The 21675-nt window shown below is 75.1% G+C and carries 21 protein-coding genes; 3 read left to right on the forward strand and 18 right to left on the reverse strand.

The annotated features are described in order from the left end of the window. Positions 1-120: 120 nt before the first annotated feature. Positions 121-882: an SDR family oxidoreductase gene (locus ACZ4W5_RS35660; RefSeq protein WP_360241142.1), complete on the forward strand. Its 762-nt coding sequence runs from the start codon at positions 121-123 to the stop codon at positions 880-882. A 36-nt stretch (positions 883-918) separates the two neighbouring features. Here the strand turns inward: ACZ4W5_RS35660 and ACZ4W5_RS35665 are convergent, their stop codons facing one another. From ACZ4W5_RS35665 to ACZ4W5_RS35705, 9 genes are all read right to left on the reverse strand, one after another. Beyond that, positions 919-1569, reverse strand: coding sequence for an alkaline shock response membrane anchor protein AmaP (locus ACZ4W5_RS35665; protein ID WP_465659265.1), 651 nt, complete (start codon positions 1567-1569; stop codon positions 919-921). Beyond that, the gene (locus ACZ4W5_RS35670; protein ID WP_465659267.1) at positions 1566-2165 is read right to left on the reverse strand and encodes a DUF6286 domain-containing protein; all 600 of its coding nucleotides are present in this window, start codon (positions 2163-2165) and stop codon (positions 1566-1568) included. The genes ACZ4W5_RS35665 and ACZ4W5_RS35670 overlap by 4 nt, the downstream gene beginning before the upstream one ends. Before the next feature lie 125 nt (positions 2166-2290). Then, on the reverse strand, positions 2291-2587 hold the full coding sequence (locus ACZ4W5_RS35675; RefSeq protein ID WP_360241133.1) for an Asp23/Gls24 family envelope stress response protein: 297 nt from the start codon (positions 2585-2587) through the stop codon (positions 2291-2293). Between the two features lie 92 nt (positions 2588-2679). After that, the gene (locus tag ACZ4W5_RS35680; protein ID WP_063349611.1) at positions 2680-2871 is read right to left on the reverse strand and encodes a hypothetical protein; all 192 of its coding nucleotides are present in this window, start codon (positions 2869-2871) and stop codon (positions 2680-2682) included. 108 nt (positions 2872-2979) lie between these two features. Continuing rightward, entirely contained in the window at positions 2980-3513 is a 534-nt protein-coding gene (locus tag ACZ4W5_RS35685) for an Asp23/Gls24 family envelope stress response protein (protein WP_465659270.1), read from the reverse strand. Between the two features lie 159 nt (positions 3514-3672). Further along, complete coding sequence (locus ACZ4W5_RS35690; protein WP_360241127.1) at positions 3673-4479, reverse strand: enoyl-CoA hydratase/isomerase family protein; 807 nt, start codon at positions 4477-4479, stop codon at positions 3673-3675. Positions 4480-4710: 231 nt separating this feature from the next. Further along, entirely contained in the window at positions 4711-4944 is a 234-nt protein-coding gene (locus ACZ4W5_RS35695) for a helix-turn-helix domain-containing protein (RefSeq protein ID WP_030059940.1), read from the reverse strand. A gap of 327 nt (positions 4945-5271) precedes the next feature. Continuing rightward, positions 5272-6870: an ABC-F family ATP-binding cassette domain-containing protein gene (locus ACZ4W5_RS35700; RefSeq protein WP_360241124.1), complete on the reverse strand. Its 1599-nt coding sequence runs from the start codon at positions 6868-6870 to the stop codon at positions 5272-5274. A 205-nt stretch (positions 6871-7075) separates the two neighbouring features. Continuing rightward, on the reverse strand, positions 7076-8047 hold the full coding sequence (locus ACZ4W5_RS35705) for a PQQ-binding-like beta-propeller repeat protein (protein WP_360241121.1): 972 nt from the start codon (positions 8045-8047) through the stop codon (positions 7076-7078). A 370-nt stretch (positions 8048-8417) separates the two neighbouring features. Here ACZ4W5_RS35705 and ACZ4W5_RS35710 point away from each other — a divergent pair, with 370 nt between their 5' ends. After that, positions 8418-9674, forward strand: coding sequence for a glycoside hydrolase family 26 protein (locus tag ACZ4W5_RS35710; protein ID WP_360241118.1), 1257 nt, complete (start codon positions 8418-8420; stop codon positions 9672-9674). A 7-nt stretch (positions 9675-9681) separates the two neighbouring features. On the opposite strand, the gene ACZ4W5_RS35715 is transcribed toward ACZ4W5_RS35710, so the two are convergent. From ACZ4W5_RS35715 to ACZ4W5_RS35755, 9 genes are all read right to left on the reverse strand, one after another. Further along, positions 9682-10842: a GNAT family N-acetyltransferase gene (locus ACZ4W5_RS35715; protein WP_465659273.1), complete on the reverse strand. Its 1161-nt coding sequence runs from the start codon at positions 10840-10842 to the stop codon at positions 9682-9684. Beyond that, positions 10839-11735: a Wzz/FepE/Etk N-terminal domain-containing protein gene (locus tag ACZ4W5_RS35720; RefSeq protein WP_465659275.1), complete on the reverse strand. Its 897-nt coding sequence runs from the start codon at positions 11733-11735 to the stop codon at positions 10839-10841. Before ACZ4W5_RS35720 ends, ACZ4W5_RS35715 begins: the two co-directional genes overlap by 4 nt. A gap of 47 nt (positions 11736-11782) precedes the next feature. After that, complete coding sequence (locus tag ACZ4W5_RS35725; RefSeq protein ID WP_465659277.1) at positions 11783-12898, reverse strand: glycosyltransferase; 1116 nt, start codon at positions 12896-12898, stop codon at positions 11783-11785. Next, positions 12895-13746, reverse strand: coding sequence for a polysaccharide deacetylase family protein (locus ACZ4W5_RS35730; protein WP_360241106.1), 852 nt, complete (start codon positions 13744-13746; stop codon positions 12895-12897). The genes ACZ4W5_RS35725 and ACZ4W5_RS35730 overlap by 4 nt, the downstream gene beginning before the upstream one ends. Beyond that, positions 13736-15514, reverse strand: coding sequence for a lipid II flippase MurJ (locus ACZ4W5_RS35735; RefSeq protein WP_465659279.1), 1779 nt, complete (start codon positions 15512-15514; stop codon positions 13736-13738). The genes ACZ4W5_RS35730 and ACZ4W5_RS35735 overlap by 11 nt, the downstream gene beginning before the upstream one ends. Further along, positions 15511-16827 carry an O-antigen ligase family protein gene (locus ACZ4W5_RS35740; RefSeq protein WP_465659281.1) on the reverse strand — a complete coding sequence of 439 codons (1317 nt, stop codon included), beginning with the start codon at positions 16825-16827 and terminating at the stop codon, positions 15511-15513. The genes ACZ4W5_RS35735 and ACZ4W5_RS35740 overlap by 4 nt, the downstream gene beginning before the upstream one ends. A 6-nt stretch (positions 16828-16833) precedes the next feature. Further along, positions 16834-18357 carry a sugar transferase gene (locus ACZ4W5_RS35745; RefSeq protein ID WP_465659283.1) on the reverse strand — a complete coding sequence of 508 codons (1524 nt, stop codon included), beginning with the start codon at positions 18355-18357 and terminating at the stop codon, positions 16834-16836. A gap of 394 nt (positions 18358-18751) precedes the next feature. Then, positions 18752-19906: a glycosyltransferase gene (locus ACZ4W5_RS35750; protein WP_360241239.1), complete on the reverse strand. Its 1155-nt coding sequence runs from the start codon at positions 19904-19906 to the stop codon at positions 18752-18754. A gap of 157 nt (positions 19907-20063) precedes the next feature. Next, the gene (locus ACZ4W5_RS35755; RefSeq protein WP_360241094.1) at positions 20064-20504 is read right to left on the reverse strand and encodes an SRPBCC family protein; all 441 of its coding nucleotides are present in this window, start codon (positions 20502-20504) and stop codon (positions 20064-20066) included. 90 nt (positions 20505-20594) lie between these two features. On the opposite strand from ACZ4W5_RS35755, the gene ACZ4W5_RS35760 reads away from it, so the two are divergent. After that, the gene (locus ACZ4W5_RS35760; protein ID WP_360241091.1) at positions 20595-21497 is read left to right on the forward strand and encodes a HipA family kinase; all 903 of its coding nucleotides are present in this window, start codon (positions 20595-20597) and stop codon (positions 21495-21497) included. The last annotated feature ends 178 nt before the right edge of the window (positions 21498-21675 follow it).

Below are 21675 nucleotides of genomic sequence, written 5' to 3' on the forward strand. Positions count from 1 at the left end.
TCATCCAGCCCCCGGAGCGCCCACCCCCGGAACCGCCCCCGGACCAACCCACCCTCCCGAAAGCCCACCCCCACACCCCAGCCCCGCGCAGCGGCACCCCTCAACGGCACAATGTCCCCCATGGACCTAGGACTCAAGAACAAGGCCTACATCGTCACCGGCGCCACCCGAGGCCTCGGCCTCGCCACCGCCCGCGAACTCGCCGCCGACGGCGCCCACGTACTGATCAGCGGCCGCACCCAGCAGGCCGTCGACGCCGCCGTCGCCGAGCTCGAAACCCTCGGCACCGCCCACGGCCTGGTCGCCGACAACGCCGCCCCCGACACCGCCGACCGCCTGATCGCCGAGGCCAACTCCCGTTTCGGCCGCTTCGACGGCATCCTGATCAGCGTCGGCGGCCCGCAGGCCGGCCCGGTCGAGACCACCCCCGAGTCCGCCTGGCGCGACGCCTTCGAGTCCGTCTTTCTCGGCGCCCTCCGCCTCGCCCGCACCGCGGCCGCCGCCCTCCCCTCCGGCGGGGTGATCGGCTTCGTGCTCTCCAGCTCGGTCCGCCAGCCGATCCCCGGCCTCGGCATCTCCAACGGCCTGCGCCCCGGTCTGGCGATGGCCGCCAAGGGCCTCGCCGACGAGCTGGGCCCGCGCGGCATCCGGGTGCTCGGCCTGCTCCCGGCCCGGATCGACACCGACCGGGTCCGCGAGCTGGACGCCCTCGCCCCCGACCCGGAGGCCGCCCGCGCCCAGCACAGCGCCGGCATCCCGCTGGGCCGCTACGGCACCCCCGAGGAGTTCGGCAAGGTCGCCGCCTTCCTGCTCTCCCCCGCCGCCTCCTACCTGACCGGCCTGATGGTCCCGGTCGACGGCGGCGCCCTCCGCTCCCTCTGACCCACCCCGGCCCCCACCTCCACCTCCACCCCCGCCCTACTCCAGCTGACGACGCTCCCGCCGCCCCCGCCGCCGTCCGGCCCGACGCCCCCCGGCGGGAGCCTCCTGCAGCACCCGGATCCGCAGGTCGGCCGGCAGCTCCGCCAGCCCCAGGCTCCGTACCGCGTCCGCCCGCGGCCCGTCCTCGAAGTGCTCCACCAGCCCGACCGGGTCCCCGCCCGGGGTCAGCCGTACGGCGCCCCGCAGCCGCGGGTGCCCGGGGGCCCGCACCAGCCGGATCCCCGCCCGCTCGACCTCCGGCAGCACCGCCGTACCGTGCTCCAGCGCCTCCTCCAGCGCCCGCGAGTTCACCCGCATCCGCAGCCCACGCGCCCCCGGGGTCGGCACCGTGATGTGGGCGAGTCCGGTCCGCCGCAGCTGCGCCACCAGCCACCAGGCCATCCCCAGCACCAGCAGCGACAACCCCCCGATCACCGTCGGCCACCACCACGAGGAGCCGACCCACCGCACCCGGGACCGCGCACTGACCACCGGCTGGTCCGGCGAGGTCAACGGCCACCACCCCGGCGGATCGACCCCCAGCCGCCGGTACAGGTCGAACCCGCCCGCCAGCACCAGCACCCCGACCCCCACCAGCACCGCCCCCACCACCGCCAGCAGCACCCGGTTGACGACCGTCCTACTCATCTCCCCTCCTCCCCCGGCCGGTCCGTCTCACCATCCGCCACGGCACCGCCCGCCACCCCACCGGCCGCGCCGACCGGGCCCGCACCACCACCCGCCGGCCCCCGCCAGGACCGCACGTCCAACCGCAACGGCCGCGCCAACCCCACCCGCGCCAACTCCTCCCGCAACTGCCGCTGCACCCCCGCCGGATCCACCGGCCCGCTCACCGACACCCGCACCCGCCGCCGCCCGACCTTGATCCTCAGGTGCTCGATGCCCGCCAGCCCGGCCGCCCGGTCCGCCAGCAGGTGCCCGACCCCGGCCCGCTCGATCGCCGCACCCGTCCCGCCGTACGGCCGCAGCACCAGCCACCGCCGCAGCCCGGGCGTGAACGCCAGCCACAGCAGCCACAGCCCGATCAGGGCCGCCGCCCCGGCGCCGACCAGCACCCACAGGTCGTCCAGGTGCCGCGTGGCCAGCTCGTCCGCGATCTGCGCCCGCCACCGCCGGGCCCGCTGCCCGGCCCGCACCGCGACCGCGTCGTACAGCAGCGCCCCCGCCACCACCAACACCACCGTGGCGACCAGCGCCGCCACCGCCGCCCGCGCCGACCGCAACCGGGGCACCTTCCCCACCACATCCGACCCCGGCCCCGACCCCGCCCCCGACCCCGAACCTGCCCCCGACCCGACCTCCGACTCCGACCCCACTCCCTCCCCCGGAGCCGCCACCGCGTCCCCCTTCACCACGCTCCCCCGGCGACCAACTTCTCGACCACCACGACCACTTCGGACACCTTCGTCCCCGTCAGCCCGTTCACCTGCGCCGCCACCCGGTCCCGCACCCGCCGGGCGAGTCCGGCCAGGTCGGCCGGGAACGGCAGCTCGACCGCCACCCGGACGGTCACCGTGCTGCCCGGCCGCGCCACCGAGACCCGCGGCGGCTTCCCCTTCACCGACCGCCCGACCCAGGCCTCGGCGACCACCTCCCGCGCCGCCTGCCCGGCGATCCGCTCGAACACCCGGTCGGCGATCCGCAACCGCCCCCGGCGCACCGCACCAGCGGCAGGGCCGGGGGCGGAACCGGAGACGGAACCGGGGACGGGACCGGAGGCCGGTACGACGGCCCCCATCAGCGCCGCCGGTCGCGGCCGCGGAGCAGGTCCCCGAGGTCGCCGAGCTCGATGTCGCCCTCCAGCAGCCGCCCGGCCACGAAGCCGACCAGCCCGAGCGCCGCCACCAGCAGGAACGCCGCGAACCCGCCGAAGTACCCGGCGAAGCCGAGGGCCATGCCCACCACCAGGCCGACGATGGCCAGGTTCATCCGCTACTCCCTCGTGCTCCACCGAACGCCAACGCCCACGCCAAGACCAACACCAACGCCAACACGAACGCGACCACCGATGCCCCGGGCGGTCCCCGCGGCCGGGCGCTACTTGAGCCTGGGCCGCTGCCCCGACGACGCCATCGGCTCCTCTTCCTCCTCGAACTCCGGTTCGTCCGGGAGGTGGACGTCGTTGACCGCGATGTTGACCTCGACGACCTCCAGGCCGGTCATCCGCTCGACCGCGTCGATGATGTTCTCCCGCACCTGGCGGGCGAGTTCGGGGATCACCACGCCGTACTCGACCACCAGGGCGATGTCGATCGCGGTCTGCTTCTCGCCGACCTCGGCCTTGATCCCGCGCCCGATGCTCGACTTGCCGCCGGGGACCCGGTCCCGCATCGCACCGAAGGTGCGGGCCAGCCCGGAGCCCAGCGCATGGATGCCGGAGACCTCCCGGGCGGCCATTCCGGCGATCTTCTCCACCACGCCGACCGCCAGCGCCGTGCGGCCGCGCTCGCCGGACGGCCGGCCGCCGTCGCCGCCCGTGCCGTGCGCGGGCCGGGCACCGGAGGGCGGACCGGGGGTGGGCCCGCCACCGGGGTTCTTGTGCAGGGTCGCGGGCGTCGGAGTGTCAGGCATGGGGCGCATCTCCCTCGTAGCGGCTCCAGCTATATCGCAAACCTCCCCAACTCTGACATTCCGCCACGAGCCCCGCCCGCCGAACGCACCCCGGGAACGCCGGAGGCCCGGCTCCGGGGTGCTCCCCCGGGGCCGGGCCTCCGCGCGGTGGCGGGTGGGTCAGTCGCCGATCCCGGCGAGTTCCCGCAGCCGGCGGGCCTGCGCCGCCCGTTCGGCTGAACGCTGCTCCTCGTACGACCGTCCGGAGGCCCCCTGGAGCAGGGCCTTGGTCTCGGTGACGGCCCCGCGCGGGGCGGCCAGCAGGGCGGCGGCGAGGTCCCGGGCGGCGGCGTCGAGTTCGGCGCCGGGCACCGACAGGTTGGCCAGCCCGGTCGCGGTGGCCTCCTCGGCGCCGACCCAGCGGCCGGTCGCGCAGATCTCCAGCGCCCGGGCGTAGCCGACGAGGTCGACCAGCGGCTTGGTGCCGGCCAGGTCGGGGACGAGCCCGAGCGAGGTCTCCTTCATGGCGAACTGCACGTCGTCGGCGACCACCCGCAGGTCGCAGCCGAGCGCGAGCTGGAAGCCGGCCCCCACGGCATGGCCCTGGACGGCGGCGATGGAGACCAGGTCGGCGCGGCGCCACCAGGTGAAGGCCTCCTGGTACGAGGCGATGGCGTCGTCCAGTTCCTGGTCGGCGGAGCCGGCCAGCTGCAGGAAGGTGGGCTCACCGGGGATGCCCTCGGGGGTGAACATGGCCCGGTCCAGTCCGGCGGAGAAGGAGACCCCCTCGGCGCGCAGCAGCACCACCCGCACACTGCCGGGCAGTTCGCGGCCGGCCTGGGCGAGGGCGCGCCAGAGTGCGGGCGACTGGGCGTTGCGCCGCTTGGGCTGACAGAGGGTGACGACGGCGAGCTCGCCGTCGATCTCCAGCCGGACGCCGTCCCGCTCCCAGCTCGGGGCCTGCGGGTCGGTGGCGGGGGCGGTCATGCGGGAACCTCCGGTGGCGGGGGACTTGGCTACCGGAGAGTAACAAACCTGGGCGCGGACGGGCAGGGCCCCGGCCCGGAAAGATCGGAACGGCCCCCGGGACCCGGGGGCGGACATGACGATCGGCGGCCGGTCCACTCGACCCGAGGGCGGACGCCCAGCCGTGGTCGGCTGTCGTCTCCTCGGTCGGCGTCAGGCCGCCGCGCCATCCAGCTCAGAGATGACGGACCGTCAGGACCCGGCCCCGGCAGTCGCCTTGTTCTTGCCCCGCGTGGCACCACCGCGGCCCCGGAGGATCACTCCGGACTCGCTCAGCATCCGGTGCACGAAGCCGTACGAACGACCGGTCTCCTCCGCGAGAGCGCGAATGCTCGCCCCGGAGTCGTACTTCTTCTTGAGATCGGCCGCGAGCTTCTCACGCGCGGCACCGGTCACCCGGCTGCCCTTTTTCAGAGTCTCGGCCACCCGTGCCTCCTCGTAGCGTTGCTCGGTCAGATTCCCATGATCACCCATCCACCGCGTCCTGGCCACCCATTCGACAAGGTCGATGTCGCAAATGCGTGGTCCTGCGGTGGTGATCCGAGCGCACCACGGCGCTCACGCAGAGTGCACGCCCCCGGGCGGCTGCCGCCGAATGCCGAGAAATAGCTGATCAGCAGCGTCGGCCCGACCACGTTCGAGTGGCGGGCCGACGGGAAGTGCTTAAACGGAATCCGGGTCTTCTTCATTCCCGGACACGCCGAAAGGACTAGATATTCTGGGCCGAAAAGCGGATCCGGCGTCTACTTCCGGTCAGGCCAGCGAGACCAGGTCGGCGTACGACGGGTTCCACAGGTCCTCGACCCCGTCGGGCAGCAGGATGATCCGCTCCGGGTCGAGCGCCTCGACCGCGCCCTCGTCGTGGGTGACCAGCACGACCGCGCCGGAGAACTCGCGCAGCGCGCCCAGGATCTCCTCGCGGCTGGCCGGGTCGAGGTTGTTGGTGGGCTCGTCCAGCAGCAGCACGTTGGCCGAGGAGACCACCAGGGTGGCCAGGGCCAAACGGGTCTTCTCACCGCCGGAGAGCACCCCGGCCGGCTTGTCCACGTCGTCACCGGAGAACAGGAAGGACCCGAGGATCTTGCGGATCTGCACCAGGTCGGTGTCCGGCGCGGCCGAGCGCATGTTCTCCAGCACGCTGCGCTCGGGGTCGAGCGTCTCGTGCTCCTGGGCGTAGTAGCCGATCTTGAGGCCGTGGCCCGGGATCACCTCGCCGGTGTCCGGCTGCTCCACCCCGGCCAGCATCCGCAGCAGGGTGGTCTTGCCCGCGCCGTTGAAGCCCAGCACGACGACCCGGGACCCCCGGTCGATCGCCAGGTCGACGTCGGTGAAGATCTCCAGCGAACCGTACGACTTGGACAGGCCGCTGGCGGTCAGCGGAGTCTTTCCGCAGGGCGCCGGCTCCGGGAAGCGCAGCTTGGCGACCTTGTCGTTCACCCGGACCTGCTCCAGGCCGGCGAGCAGCTTGTCGGCGCGCCGGGCCATGTTCTGCGCGGCCACGGTCTTGGTCGCCTTGGCGCGCATCTTGTCGGCCTGGGCGTTCAGGGTCGCGGCCTTCTTCTCCGCGTTGGCCCGCTCGCGCTTGCGGCGCTTCTCGTCGTCCTCGCGCTGCTGCTGGTACTGCTTCCAGCCCATGTTGTAGACGTCGATGGTGGAACGGTTGGCGTCCAGGTAGAAGACCTTGTTGACGACCGTCTCGACCAGGTCGACGTCGTGCGAGATGACGATGAACCCGCCCTTGTACGTCTTGAGGAAGTCCCGCAGCCAGACGATCGAGTCCGCGTCCAGGTGGTTGGTGGGCTCGTCGAGCAGCAGCACGTCGGAGTCCGAGAAGAGGATCCGGGCGAGCTCGACGCGGCGGCGCTGACCACCGGACAGGGTGTGCAGCGGCTGGCCGAGGATGCGGTCCGGCAGGCCCAGCGCGGCGGCGATGGTGGCGGCCTCGGCCTCGGCGGCGTACCCGCCCTTGGTGAGGAACTCGGTCTCCAGGCGCGCGTACTTCTTCATCGCGTTGTCCCGGGTCGAGCCCTTGCCGTTGGCCATCCGGTCCTCGTTCTCGCGCATCTTCTTGAGCACGGTGTCGAGGCCGCGGGCGGAGAGGATGCGGTCCTTGGCGAGGACGTCCAGGTCGCCGGTGCGCGGGTCCTGCGGGAGGTAGCCGACCTCGCCCGAGCGGGTGACGGTACCGGCGGCGGGCAGCCCCTCACCGGCCAGCACCTTGGTGAGCGTGGTCTTGCCGGCGCCGTTGCGCCCGACCAGGCCGATCCGGTCGCCGGCGGCGACCTTGAAGTTCGCGGACTCGATCAGGATCCGGGCACCGGCGCGCAGCTCGAGGGCGTTGGCGGAAATCATGGCTGGGACTGCTCCTGGGACGTTGGCGGGCGGCCGGGTACGGACCCGGGCGGCGGGAAGGGGGCTTCATCGGCGGTCGGCGCGCTGGAACTGGGCGCCGCCACCCGCTATTGCCCGGAGAAGATAGCCATGACGGCCAGTCTACCGGGCCGCGCGAAACGCCCCGAGGGCGTACCGCCCGGGGGTACCCGCCGGCTTCCCGCGACTACTGCTGCGGCGTGGCCGCCGGGCTCGCCGGGGCGGTGGCCGCCGGGCTCGCCGAGGGGTCGGCGCAGCCGCCCTGGGGGCGGACCGCGGCGAACGGGGCGTCCGGGTTGGCGCAGCCGGTCTCGGGGGCGGCCGCCTTGGTGTCGAAGACCTTGGGCGGCACGATCGGGCCGTCGGTGATCTCCACCCGGCTGGCGTCCAGCGCCTTCACCGTCGCGGCCGGGCCGGTGATCATCGACCAGCCGTTGCTGTCCAGCCGGTAGCCGGTGATGCCGCCGGAGACGGCCACCCCGCTGCTGTTGGTGCAGGTGCGCGGGATGAGCACGGCGTAGTCGGTGTGCACGGTGCGCAGCGGGTCGTAGAGGCAGCCGTTGGAGGGCCGGTCGTTGTAGCGCAGGTCGCCGTCGGCGTCGCGCAGGCCCATGGTCAGGGTCGGCGTCACCACGGCCAGCCAGGGCGAGCCGTCCCGCTGCACGGTGTGCAGCGCGGCCGCGGCCCGCTGCTTGGCGGTGTCCTTGCGCTGGGCGTCGGTGCGCTTGTCGGCGCCCGGCTCGCCGTCGGCGCGCAGGTAGTCCACCAGGCCGGGCACGGCGCGGTGCCAGCGCACCTCGTGGTCGCCCGGGCGTACCGAGGTGACCAGGCCGTCGTCCCAGACCACGATCGCGTTGTCCCCGGCCATCGCCAGGTAGAGCGCCTCGGCGCCCTCGCGGCGGTACGTCCAGGCCCGCTCGCCGGTCTGCTTGTGGTACGCCTCCAGGCCGGGGCCGACCACCCGCAGGTCCAGGTCGGCCGAACTGACCGACTGGGAGTTGACCGGCGTCGCCTCCGCGTCCCCCGGCCCCGCCACCCGGTCGCCGAACGGCACCGGCTTGTTCGCGTGCGCCGCAGCACCGGCCGCAAGGACCAGCATCACCGCCAGGGCAGGCAGGATCGAGCGGGGGGTGAGGACACGCGGCGGCTTCCAGGACACGGCCGGAGCGTACCTTTCGGCGGGTGGGCGAGTCAGCTCGGAATCGCCGTCCGGGCCCACCGCCGACCGCACGGCGGACGGTGCGCGCCCGTCCGGTGCGCCCGCCCGCCGACCTGCGCCGTCGGCTCCCCGGCCGGTCGGCGGGGCGCTGCGCGGCGGGCTCCGCGGACCCCGCCGGACCGTTACAGAGCTGATACACGGGGCCGGGCCGGACGGGTGTTGCGGCAGACGGCGTTCGAATATCGCCCACTTTAGGGTGACATTCGGCTTTTCCGTCCTCCCCCGGGCCTACTGTCGGCGAGCGTGGCGCGACGGTCCGTCGGTGTCGTCACCCGCCCGCCCCGCTCCCGCGACGTCCGGAGGAGAGACCATGCGCATGGGCCGCCTGACGCTGGCCGCCGCCGCTCTGCTGCTGATGGCCACGGCCAGTGTCCCGACCGGGACGCCGCTCAGCGGAACCGAACGGCACAGCCTCTCCTCGGACGCCTTCGAGCCGCGCGGCGCGGCCCCCCGCCCGCCGGTCCAGCGGCCCCGGCACGAGCCGCCGTTCGGCGCCTTCGTCGGCTCCTGGGACAACTACATCCCGCAGATCGGCAAGTACGCCCAGTGGCTGGGCGACGCCAACATGCAGGTCGGCCACACCTACCTGGCGGGCAACAGCTGGACGGACATCGAGGGCGAGCCGGTGGTGCTCGGCCTGTGGTCGCAGTGGCGGCTCGCCGACCCGTCCCGGCTGCTGGTGCTCGGCGTGCCGATGCTGGTGCCCAACGAGGCGCACGTGCCGGACGGCGAGGTCGCCAGGCTGCTCGGCCAGGGCGCCCGCGGGGACTTCGACAGCCACTTCCTGCGGCTCGCCCGCCGGCTGGTGGCGCTCGGCGGCGCGGACACCGTGCTCACCCTCGGCTGGGAGATGAACGGCATCACCTACACCCACCGCTGCAAGCCCGACCCGACCGCCTGGAAGGCCTACTGGCGCCGGATCGTCGGGGTGATGCGCTCGGTGCCCGGGCAGCGGTTCCGCTTCGACTTCACCCCCAACCGGGGCCTGGACGCCATCCCGTGGACCAAGTGCTACCCCGGCGACGACGTGGTCGACATCGTCGGCACGGACAGCTACGACCAGCCGGCCGGGAGCACCTTCGACGACTACGTGCGCGAGCCGTACGGCCTCCAGGACCAGGTGGAGTTCGCGGCCAAGCACGGCAAGCCGGTCTCGTACCCGGAGTGGGGGCTGTTCCGCAACGGCGACAACCCCGAGTTCGTCCGGCGGATGGTCGACTGGATGCGCACCCACGACACCGCCTACCAGACCGTCACCGACTACTGCCCGCACGGCTTCTTCCAGTGCCGGAGCAATCCGCGCTCGGCGGCGGCGTTCAAGCAGCTGATGGCGGGTTCGCGGGGGGCGCCACCGGTCGTGCCGACGGCGCCCGCCGCTCCGATCGTGCCGGTCGCCCCGACCCCGCCCGTCCTGCCCACGGCGCCGGGGGCGACCCCGTCGGGCGCCACCCCGTCGGCCACCGTGCCCGCCGCCACCCCGTCTGCCACCGTGCCCGCCGCCACGGCGAGCCCGTCGGGCGGGGCCTCGCCGAGCCCCTCCCCGGCCCGGACGCCGTCCCGGCGCTGAGCGGCGGTCAGGCCCGGCGGCGGGCCAGCAGCGCCTCCTTGAGCTCGGGGAAGCGGGTGCGCAGCTGGTGCACCGCCGCCTGCCGGGCCAGCACCGCGGCGGCCCGGGCGGCGACCGCCGGGGCCGCTCCGGCCGGGCCCAGCAGCAGCCGCTGGTTGGGCATCCGGTCCGGCCGCCAGCGCTGCTTGTACGGCTCCTGGCCGCGCAGCAGGCCGAGCACCGGGATGCCCGCGCCGACCGTCTCCTCCAGGGCCGCGTTGAACAGCAGCCCGGCGATGTCCAGCCGCTCGCGCAGCGCCGGGTGGGCACCGTAGATGTACAGCCCGCCGAAGGAGGGGCAGAGCAGCAGCAGGTTGACCGCGACCAGCTCGCCGTCCAGGTGGAACTGGTGGACGGCCGCCCGGCCGGTGGCGACCAGGCCGGTGGTGGACTCGGTCAGGTGCCGGGCGAAGCGCTCGGTGCGGTGCTCGGCGGTGACGCCGCGCTCCTGCCACTGGAGGAAGTGCAGCCGCAGCAGCCCCTCCAGCGCGGCCGGGACCTCCTCCACCGGCGTGGACCGGACCTGCACCCCGGCCTCGGCGATCTTGCGCAGCTTCACCCGGCTGCGCTGGGCCGTCTTGCCGGGCACCCGCTTGAGCAGCCGCTCCATCGGGACGGCCGGCAGGTACTGGCAGAGCGAGTCCTCGTGGCGGCGGCGGGAGCCGTGCCAGTGCTCGTACACCCGCTGCACCGCCGCCTCGGGGTGCACCTCGCGCAGCTCCAGCCAGTGCCAGGAGCGGGTGAGTGGGAGGGCGGCGGCGAACTCGGCAGCGGCCCGGTCGGCGCAGTCGTCGTCCAGGAGGACGTCGCCGTAGTCGACCAGCCCGGCGCCGAGGCCGGTCAGGCCGCCGAACGGGCCGCCGCGGCGCATGAAGGCACCGGCGCCGACCAGGCGGCCGTCCCGCCGGACCAGCACCACCAGCAGCGCGCCGGGGCGGCCGTAGTGGCGCCACCAGGAGCGCTGCCAGGCGGCGGCCTGGAAGAAGGTGGCGGTGCGGCAGCGGGCCGCCAGGTCGTCCCACTCCTCGGCGACGGTGTCCAGCGCGTCGTCCTCGCGGCGCAGCTCGGTGGTCCAGCCGGGCGCGGCGGACTGGGCCGGGAGGTCGGCGGCGCGGGCCTCGGTGCTCATCGTCCGCTCCGGGCCGCGGCCTTCTCCTCGGCCGGGGGCGCGGGCGCGGCGGCGGGCTCGGGCGCCGGCTTCGACCCGGCCTTCGCCCGGGTCTTCGGCTCGTGCTTCGGCTCGTGCTTCGGTTCGGTCTTCGGCTCGGCGGCCGGCTCGGACGTCGCCCCGGTCTTCGGGCGGGCCTTGCCGGCCGGCTCCTCGGCCCGCGGGCGGGGCGCGGCGGGGGCGGGGGCCGGGGCGGTGGTCTCGGGAGTCCCGGTCGGCTCGGCGGTCCCGGTCGGCTCGGCGGTCCCGGTCGGCCCGGGAGCCGTCGGGGCCACCGGAGCCCCGGGGCCGTCCGGGCCGCCGCGCCGGCGGGTCATCAGCACCAGCGACCCGAGCAGCAGCCCGGCCGCCGCCCCGACCGCGACGTCCAGCTTGGCGGAGGGCGTGGTCGGCTTGTCCGGCTCGGCGGCCGGGGCCAGGGTGACCAGCCGGACGTTGGTGTCCTTGCTGCTGGTGTTGGCGAAGGCGACCAGCGAGCGGGCCACCGCGTCGGCGGTCTGGGCGGCCTCCTGGGCCCGCTTCCCGGTGCCGGTGATCTCGATCATCGGGGCGTCCGGGGAGGTCGTCCCGGACACCAGGGTCTCCAGCTCGGACCGGGTGTGGCCGGTCTCGGCGGCCGCGACCGCGAGCACCTGCGGCTGGCCCGCGAGCCGGCCGTACGCCTGGGCGAAGTTGGTCGCGGTCGACGCCTCCCCCGGGTTCTGCGGCACCACGAGGACGTAGGCGCTGGCGGCGTACGAGGGGTGCGAGACGACGGCGTACCCGGCGCCGGCCGCGGCGCCGAGCGGCACCGCGAGCGCCACCGGCCACCAGCGGCGGACCAGGAGGCGGGCGCTTCGGCGCGGAGTGGTCATGGTGCGGCTCCTTGGGTCTGGTACGGCGGGGTCCGGCGGCGGGCGGGTCAGGCGCGGGCCAGCCGGTCGTAGAGGGCGCCCAGGTCGGCGGCGACCCGGGCGATGTCGTAGTGGCCGACGGCCGGGGGGTGCGGCAGCGGGTCGGCGATGTGGCCGCTCAGCTGCCGCAGGTCGCGCAGCGCGGCCGCGTACGCGGCGGGCTCGGAGGGGATCCGGCGGGCCTGCGGGGCGGCGCTGGGCGGCAGTTCGTCCAGCGCCGGGCAGGCGCTGTGCCGGACCGGGAGCCCGGCCGCGAGGCCCTCCAGGACGCCGAGGCCGAAGGTCTCCGCGGTGGACGGGGCGGCCAGCACGTCCATCGCGGCCAGCAGGTCGGGCACGTCGTCCCGCTCGCCGGTGAGCACCAGCCGCTCCCGGACGCCGAGTTCGGCCGCCCGACGCTCCAGCCCGGCCCGCTCGGGGCCCTCGCCGACCAGTAGCAGCCTGGTCCTCGGGTCGAGTTCGGCGAGTGCCGCCAGCAGCACCTCGAAGCGCTTGCCCGGCACCAGCCGACCGACCCCGCCGACCACCCAACTGCCGTCCGGCAGGCCGAGTTCGGCCCGGATCCGGCGGCGGGCCTCGGCCCGCTCGGCGGGCGGGCGGCGGTAGCCGGCGGTGTCGATGCCGTTGGGGATCAGCTCGATCCGGGCCGGCGGGACGCCCCAGGAGCGCAGGGTCTGGGCGACCTGCCGGGACACCGCCACGGTGGTGCTGCCGAGCCGTTCGGCGGCCAGGTAGAGGCCCTTGACGCCCCGGGTGACCGGGCGGCCCTCGATCACCCCGGCGTGCAGCGAGTGCTCGGTGGACACCACCGCCCGCACCCCGGCGAGCCGCGCGGCCAGCCGGCCGTACAGCTGGGCGCGGTAGAGGTGGGTGTGCACCAGGTCGTAGCGGCCGGCCCGGACCAGCCGGACCAGCCGGGGCAGCGCGCCGAGGTCCCGGTTGCCGCGCATGCCGAGGTGGTGGACGGTCACGCCGTCGGCGCGCAGCGCGTCCGCGACCGTGCCCGGGTTGGTGAGCGCCAGCACCTCGCAGCGCTGGTGCGGCGGCAAGTGCCGCAGCAGCAGGTGCAGTTGGCGCTCGGCGCCGCCGGAGGCGAGCCCGGTGACGATGTGCAGCACCTTCACGGCCGACGCTCCCCCCGTCCGCGCTTGAGCGAGGTGACCACGTCGCGCATCAGGTGCCGGCCCTTCTTGGCGCGCAGCCGCCAGGCGCCGTCACGGTCGCCGACGTAGCAGCGGGGCAGCGCGAAGCGGCCGGTGAGCGGGGAGTGGGCGATCGCGCAGGCGTAGTCGTAGCCGGCCTCGCGCACGGCCGCGGCGGCGGGCCGGTCGACGGCGCCGTACGGGTAGCAGAAGCCGGTGACCGGGCCGCCGACGACCTCCTCCAGCAGCCGCCGGCTCTCCCGGGTCTGCACCCCGAGGACCTCGGCGGGCAGCCCGGGCAGCGCCCGGTGGCCGAGGCCGTGCGAGCCGATCTCCCAGCCCGCGGCGGCGAGTTCGGTGACCTCCTGGACGGTGAGCAGCTGCTTGCGCGGGCCCTCGGTGTCCCAGCCGTTGTCCTGGCCGAGCAGGTCGGCGACCACGTACGCGGTGGCGGTGAAGCCGTACGCCTGGAGGATCGGGACGGCGTACCGGGCGAAGTCCGCGTAGCCGTCGTCGAAGGTCAGACCGACCAGCTTGTCGTCCTGCCCGTGGGCGCGGGCCCGCATCAGCTCGCGGACCGAGACGCCGCGCCGCCCGCGCCGGTGCAGCCAGGCGATCTGCTCGGCGAACCGCTCGGGGCTGACGGTGAGTTGGTACGGGTCCTCCTCCTCGACCGCCACCGAGTGGTACATCAGGATCCATGGTGAGGAGGAGCCGGGCAGGGCGGGTTCGCCGACCGGGCGGCGGCTTCTGGGCAGTCGCGCCCGGTCGGGCGGGGCGTCGGTGACCCCCGCCTGTGCCGAACGGATGGATCCCCGCTCATCGTCCATGGGGAAACTTCCCTTCGTCGGCGACGGTTGGCAGGTTCAGGGCCCGCTGGTCGGGCCCGAGTCCCAGGGCCCGGGCGGCGGCCAGCACCGGGCCGCGCACCTCGCGGGCCCGGAGCCCGGTGCCGAGGGCGGCGAAGGCCAGCACCACGGTCAGGCCACCGGAGAGGGTCGAGAGCAGCGGGTCGGCGGGCAGGCTCGCGGCGGCGGCGCCCACGGCGGCGGCCCCGGCGGCGGCCAGCACCAGCCGGCCGTGGCCGCCGAGCACCCGGCGCAGCCGCAGCGGGATGCCCCGCAGCACCAGCCCGCGCAGCAGCAGCGCGGCGGCGGCGGTGATCCCGCTCGCGTTGCCGGCGGCCAGGCCGAGCGCGCCGAACCGGGGCGTGGCGAGCAGCCCGACGGTGACGGTCACCCCGAGGCCGAGCAGCATCGCGGCGACCGGGTACCAGTCCAGCAGCCGGCGCCCGCCGTCCTCGCTGCGCGGGTCGTCGGCCCGGCGGACCACCGGGCGCAGCGAGAAGTACGGGCGGATCATCACGCCGATCAGCGCCTGGGCGGGCAGACCGAAGCTGTACACCCGGATGACGGCGGCGGTGGCGGCGGTGTCCCCGGGTCCGAAGGCGCCGCGCTCGAACAGCAGCGAGACCGCCGAGGGGGCGCAGGCCATCAGGAAGGCGGTGCCGAGCAGCACGACCGCGGCGGCCTGCCCGAGGTCCTTCTCGACCCGGTCGCGGGCCGCGCCGAGGTCCCCCGCCGCGAGCGCCCGGGCGACCAGCGGGAAGGTCACGGTGCAGATCAGGATGCCCGCCGTCATGGCGAGTTGGGAGACCTTGGCGGCGTAGTTGAGGTGCGAGATGGTGCCGGGCGGCAGCGCCGAGCCGAGGTAGCGCTCGACGAAGACCTGGGCCTGCCGGGTCAGCGTGAAGGCGGCCACCGGCAGCAGGGCCAGCGGCATCAGCACCAGCGTGTTGCGGCTGCGCCGGGTGCGGCCGGCCGGGGCCGGCCCGGTCCGCAGGTGCCGCAGGAACGGGCCGACCAGCAGGAGGGCCATCAGCAGGCTGCCGAGCGCCACGCCGAGGGCGGCGGAGCGGACCCCGAGGACGCCGTGGAAGCCGAACAGCAGGGCCAGGACGCCGAGGTTGTAGGCGACGTAGATGCCCGCGGGGGCGGTGAAGCTGTGGTGGGCGCGCAGGGCGGCGGCCAGGTAGCCGGCCACGCCGAAGGGCAGCACGGTGATCGCGGTGATCCGGGTGCAGTCGACGGCCAGGCCCGGGTCGGGCAGCCCGGGGGCGAGCAGTTCCACCAGCTGGGGGGCGCCGAGGGCGGCGGCCAGGGCGAGCCCGCTGAGGGCCAGCAGCAGCCCGGGCAGGGTGGCGCGGACCAGCTGGCGGACCGGGTCGGGGGCGTCCGGGTCCTCCTCGCGCAGCACCAGGGCGAGGGCGAAGGCGGGCACCATGAGGAAGGACATGGCGTCCTCGATCAGCAGCGGCGCGGCCGTCTCGGGCACGGTCCAGGCGACCAGGAAGGCGTCGGTGCCCTGGCTGGCGCCGAAGTAGCGGGCCAGCAGGAGGTCGCGCAGCAGTCCGAGGCCCGAGCCGGCGGCGCTGAGCACGGCGGTGACGCCGAAGGCCTTGGCGAGGAAGCCGCCCCGGGACGGCCGCTGCGACCCGGCGGGCGGCTCGGCGGCGGGCGGCTCGGCGGCGGGCGGCTCGGCGGGGACGCTGCGCGGGGCCGGGAGGGCGGGGGCGAGGGCGGGCCGGTCGGTGGTCACCGGGGCATCGCCCGCTCCTGGACGGCGGCGCGGGCCGCGAGGCCGAGGACGACGGAGGTCAGCACGGTGGTGGTGCCGCCGATGTCGGCGTACAGGAAGTCGACCAGCACCCAGGTGAGCAGCGCGAGGGCGGCCAGCGAGGTCGTGCGGCGGCGCCGCAGGCAGCCGAGCAGCAGGCCGAGGAGGAGCGCGGCGTAGGCGGTGATGCCGATCAGGCCCTGTTCGCTGAGCACCAGGAAGTACATGTTGTGCGGGGAGAGCAGCGGCTCGCGCTGGAAGCCGATGGTGGAGTCGGCGGCGTCGCTGCCGGAGGAGAGCCGCAGCGGGGCGTGGCTGTCGCGGAGCCTGGGGAAGGCCTTCGGTCCGGCGCCGTGGACGGGGTGGTCCTGCCAGATCCGCCCGGCGGTGGCCCACAGGTCGTAGCGGTCGGAGACGGACTGGTCGGGTGCGGCGGAGACGGAGCCGATCGAGCTGAGCCGCTCGGTGACCCCGGAGGCGCCGAGGCCCAGGCCGCCGACCAGGACGACCGCGGCGGCCAGGCCCAGCACGGCGCTGCGCACCAGCAGCCGGGCGTCGGCGCGCAGCAGCAGCACGGTGGCGGCGACGCCGGTGGCGATCCAGCTGCCGCGGCTGAACGAGACGGCGAGCGGGAAGGCGAGGAAGGCGGCGGCGGCGAACATCGCCCGGCGCAGCCGTGCGTCGCCGCCGACCCCACGCTCGCCGAGGGCCAGGGCGAGGGCCGCGAGCAGCCCGAAGCTCACCACGGTGGACATCGCCATGATGTCCAGCGCGCCGAAGGTGCCGACGGCCCGGATCGGCTGCCCGGCGTAGGAGGCGCCGGTGCGGGTGAGGTACTGGTTCACCCCGACCACGCCCTGGATCAGCGCGGCCAGCACGAAGGAGCCGAGGACGAGCCGCTGGTCGGTGCGGTCGCGCAGCGAGCAGAGCACGGCGGCCGGCACCAGGACGAACACCTGGGTGAGCCGGACGAAGCCGGTGAGGCTGGTGGCCGGGTCGATCGAGCCGAGGGTGGCGACGGCGGCGGCGACCACGATGCCGCCGAACAGCGCGCAGCTGGTGCGGCTGATCGCGGGCAGGCGCCCGCGCAGCAGGTTGAGCGCGGTGAGGGCGACCAGGGCGAGCGAGGCGACGTCGGCGGCGGTGACGTGGACGGCCGCCGTGACGTCCTTCTCCCGGGCAGGCACGCACACCAGCAGGACGGTGGCCGCGGCGAGCAGGCTGGACCGGTCCGCGAGGGCCGGCAGGGCCCGCCGTAACGCGGGCCGGGGAAGGGACGCAACGATCAGGGCCACGCGGGGTCAGCTCCCGTCCGGGTGGAGCATCAGGGCCGCGGTGCGGCACAGGATCTTGACGTCCTGCCAGAGGCTCCAGCTCTCGATGTAGCGGTTGTCGAAGCGGGCCCGCTCCTCGATCGAGGTGTCCCCGCGCAGGCCGTTGACCTGGGCGAGGCCGGTGAGGCCGACCGGGACGCGGTGCCGGTCGGCGTACTCGGGGTAGGCCTGGCTGAACCGCATGACGAAGTACGGGCGTTCGGGGCGCGGGCCGACCAGGCTCATGTCGCCGCGCAGGATGTTCCAGAGCTGCGGCAGCTCGTCCAGCGAGCTCTTGCGCAGCAGACGGCCGACGGCGCCCATCCGGTGGTCCTGGGAGATGTTCCAGCGGGTCGCCGACTCGTGCTCGTTGCTGGGGCGCAGGGTGCGGAACTTGAGGACGGTGAAGACCCGGCCGTCCAGGCCGGTGCGCTGCTGGCGGAAGAGCACGCCGGGGCCGGTGTCGAAGCGGACGGCGAGGGCGCACAGGGCCAGGACGGGGGCGAGCAGCAGCAGGCCGAGCCCGGCGACGGTGACGTCCAGGGCGCGCTTGGCGGCCCAGCCGGGGCGGCGCATGGCCGGGCCGCCGAGGCGCAGGCAGGGGAAGCCCCACAGGTGGTCGCCGCCGGCGATCGGGGCGGTGGGCAGCGAGCCGTGCTCGCGCAGCGCGGGCACCAGCCAGACCTGGCAGCCGAGCCGGACGGCGTCGCGCAGGGCGGCGGCGGTCTCGGCCTCGTCGGCGGCGCCGGCGGTGGCGATCACGTGGTGGATCCGGTGCCGGCGGACCTCGCGCTCCAGCACCTCGCGGCCGCCGAGCACGGGCAGCTCGGTGTCGTCGGCCAGCAGCGGCGGGTCGGCGTCCAGGAAGCCGACCGGGCGCATGCCGTACTCGCCGTGCTCGCGCAGCGCGGCGGCGACCTTGCGGCCGAGCCGGCCGGCGCCGAGCACCAGGACGGGGGCCGGGCGGCCGCAGCGGATCCGCCGGACCAGGTGGTAGAGGACGGCGCGGCCGACGGCCGCGATCAGCAGCTGGGCGCCGAGCAGGACGGTGAGCCGGGCCGGGGTGGCCGGGCCGCAGTCGGGCCAGCGCCCTTCCAGGCAGCCGGCCAGGGTGACGGCGAAGGCGGTGGCGACCACGGCGCGGACGGTCAGGGCGGGGAGTTCGTCCAGGACCGACAGGGTGAGCCGGGTGCGGTAGAGGCCGCCGGCCAGGTTGAGCAGCAGGAGCAGGGGCAGGACGGCGGCGACGCCGAGCAGCGGGGCGAGCGGGGCGGTCGGGTCGATCGCCCGGTTGGCGATGCCGGTGCCCGAGCAGAGCGCGATCACGTCGACCTGGACCAGTGCGAGCGGCAGGGCGAGCCGGGAGCGGCCGGCCCGGCGGTGCCGGCGGGGCGACGGCACCGCCCGGGTGTACGCCGCACCGGTCGGCCGGTCGAGCAGCCCGGTGCCGGGCCACCGCGGTCCGGCCAGGGGCCCGCCGGATCGCGGCGCACTGTCGTGGTCAATGGTCATCAGTGCACGAACTCCCCTGCTGTGTACCCGGGGTGGCGGCGCCCCGGCACCGATGGGCGCGGGGCGGCCGTCCCGGCCCGGTGGGCGCGGTCCTGACAGCACCTGCTATCGCTGGCGGTTTTCGGTTCTCCGGCGAGGGGGCCGTTCGCGGAAGGACTGGTCACCACGGACGCGGCTGCGAAGGACCCGGACAGGACCTCCCGGGGTGAAATCGAAACGAAGCAGGCAAAATCCGACAATACCGAACGTAGGCATGTACGCCGGAAGTTGACTTGCCGTTTCATTCCAGCCGCCCATTAATAGTTATTTCGGATTTAACGCCTCGTCCATTTCCGGTTGAGGGTGCGAATGCTCCGGCGCCGGAAACGGCGGGGATTCACGGCATGTGAAACGATCAGATCCGCTCTGGGACACGGGTCCTGCGCCGTCCGGCCGCCGGTCCGGCCCCCAGCAGATGGCGGTACAGAACGTCCACCTGTTCGACCACCGTGCGGACGTCATGGCGGGCCGCGACGTGCTCGCGCAGTCGGGCACCGCGTCGCTCGCACTCGATCGGGTCGGACAGCGCTTCGGCCATCCGGGTGGCGAGCGCGTCCGCGTCCTCGGGCGGCAGCACCGACTGCGCGCGCTCCGCCGGCGGCAGGCACTCCCGGGCCCCCGGCACATCCGTCAGCAGCACCGGCCGGGCCGCCGCCATCGCCTCCAGCGGCGCCAGCGCCATCCCCTCCCAGCGCGAGGGCAGCACCACCAGGTCGGCCGCCGCCAGCCACGGGCGCGGATCCGGCACATCCCCGACCAGCCGGACCCGGCACGGCTCGGCCGACTCCCGGACCGCCTCCGCCAGCCGCTGCTCCTCCGGCCCGCCGCCGACCAGCGCCAGTCGGGCCTGCGGCACCCGGCGCAGCACCTCCGGCCAGGCGGCCAGCAGGACGTCCTGGCCCTTCTGCCGGCACAGCCGCCCGACGCAGACCGCGAGCGGGGCGTCCAGGTCCAGCCCGAGCGCGATCCGGGCGGCCCGGCGGTCGGCGGGCGCGTAGTGGCGGACGTCCACGCCGTTGGGCACCACCGCCCAGTCGGCGTGCACCCCCGCGGCCACGCCGTCGGCCCGCTCCTGGACACTGACACACAGCAGCCGGTGCGCCCAACGGCTCGCGAAGCGCTCCCAGCGCAGGGTCGCGGCGGCCATCGCGCCATCCACGGCGGCGAAGGACCAGGCGTGCGGCTGGAAGACGGTCGGCACCGCGCCGCGCACGGCCAGCCGGCCGGCCAGCCCGGCCTTGGCGCTGTGCAGGTGGACCACGTCCGGTCCGGCGGCCCGGACGATCCGGCGCAACCGCCAGGCCTCGGCGGCGGTCGCCGGGCCGGGCGAGCGGTCCGCGGGCCAGTCCTGGACCAGCGCGCCGACCGCGGCGGCCTCCTCGGCCAGCCGCCCGCCGCGCGGGCAGGCGACCAGCACCCGGTGCCCGGCCTCGCGCTGCCCCCGGACCAGATCGACGACGACGCGGGCGACTCCGCCGTCCACCGGCTGCGAAATGTGAAGGATCGTCATATGCACGGCGGCGAGCCTAGGGTGGCTCCCCCGCGCGGAGCGGCCCGCGTCACCCGCAGGTGGTGGGCCGTCCACCCGTACGGCTTGCGGCTCGTACGGGCGGACGAGCCGCTCGAAACTCCGGGCGATTCCCCCCGGATCGGGCAGGATCCCGGGGTCAGCGCACCTCGGCGGCCAGGTTGGCCAGCACCTGGTCGTGGATCCGGTTCAGGCCCTTGGGGGCGAAGGTGCGCTCGAAGAAGCCGCCGATGCCGGTGGCACCCTGCCAGGTGGCGGTGACGGTGACCTTGGTGCGGCCCTCGCCGGCGGCCGCGACGGTCCAGGTGATCACCATGCTGGAGTTGGCGTCCTTCTCCACCAGCTGGTCCGGCTGCGGCGCCGAGACGGTGAACAGGCAGTCGCGCACCCGCTTCTCGGTGGCCTGGAGCTTCCAGTGCACCTGGGTGCCGGCGCCGGTCCCGCCGACCCGGACCTCGTACTCGCTGTACTGCGCGGGCAGCAGCTTCGGGCGGGTCACCTGGTAGTCGGCCAGCGCCTCGTACACCCGCTCGGGCGCGGCGTCGTAGACCCGCTCGGTGGTGGCCTGGACCTGTCCCATGCCTTGCTCTCCTCGTGTGGTGGGTACCGCTCTGCGTACCGGTCTCAGCGGCAAGCCAATCACGTGGCGCGGCGGGATAGGGTGGCGGGTGTGCTCGATCTGGTGACTGCGCTGCGCTACGTGGACCCCCTACGGGCCGGAGGCTCGGTGCCGGGCGTCGTGGAGACCGACGACCTGGGAACGTACGTGGTCAAGTTCACCGGTGCCGCCCAGGGCCGCAAGGCGCTGGTGGCCGAGGTGATCGTCGGTGAGCTGGCCCGGCGGCTCGGACTGCGGGTGCCGGAACTGCGGCTGGTGGACTTCGACCCGGCGGTGGCCGCCGACGAACCGGACACCGAGATCCAGGACATGCTCAAGGCCAGCGCCGGGCTCAACCTCGGGATGGACCTGCTGCCCGGGGCCGCCGACTACCGGCCCGGGATGATCCCGGTGGACTCCGCCGAGGCGGGGCGGGTGGTCTGGCTGGACGCGCTCACCGGCAACGTCGACCGCACCGTGCACAACCCCAACCTGGTGGTCTGGCACCGGCGGCTCTGGCTGATCGACAACGGCGCCGCGCTGATCTTCCACCACCGCTGGGCCAACGCCGAGGCGTCCGTCGGCAAGCGGTACGACCTCAGCGCCCACGCGCTGGGCGCCTGCGCCCCGGACGTCCGGCTGGCCGACGAGGACCTCGGGCCGCTGGTCACCGTCGAACTGCTGGAGCAGGTGGTGGCGCTGGTCCCGGACGAGTGGCTGGCCGGCGAGCCCGGCTTCGACTCGGTGGACGCCGTCCGGCACGCGTACGTCACCCACCTGGCCGCCCGGGCGGTGCTCTCCGCGGAGTGGCTGCCGGAGGGCTTCGCCACGCCCGCGCAGCTGCGCGAGGCGGAGCTGCGCCGCGCGGCCCGCACCCGGGCCGGCCGGCCGGCCTGGCTGCAGGAGGTGCCGGACCTGCACGGCAAGCCCTCGGTGGAGACGGTCTGGGAGCACCACGTCGAGGCCGGGGAGTAGCTCGGACGGACCGCCTGGCCTGCCGCGGCCCGGTCGCGGCCCAGGGCCTCAACGCCGCTGGGGGGGGGGGGGGGGGGGCCCCCCCCCCCCCCCCCCCCTCTGGTTTTCTCCCTTCTTTGTTCGCCATTCCCCACCCCCACCCCCACCCCCTCCCCGTTTTTGTTGTCTCCCCCCCCGC

This window comes from Kitasatospora sp. NPDC029367, from assembly GCF_055569135.1.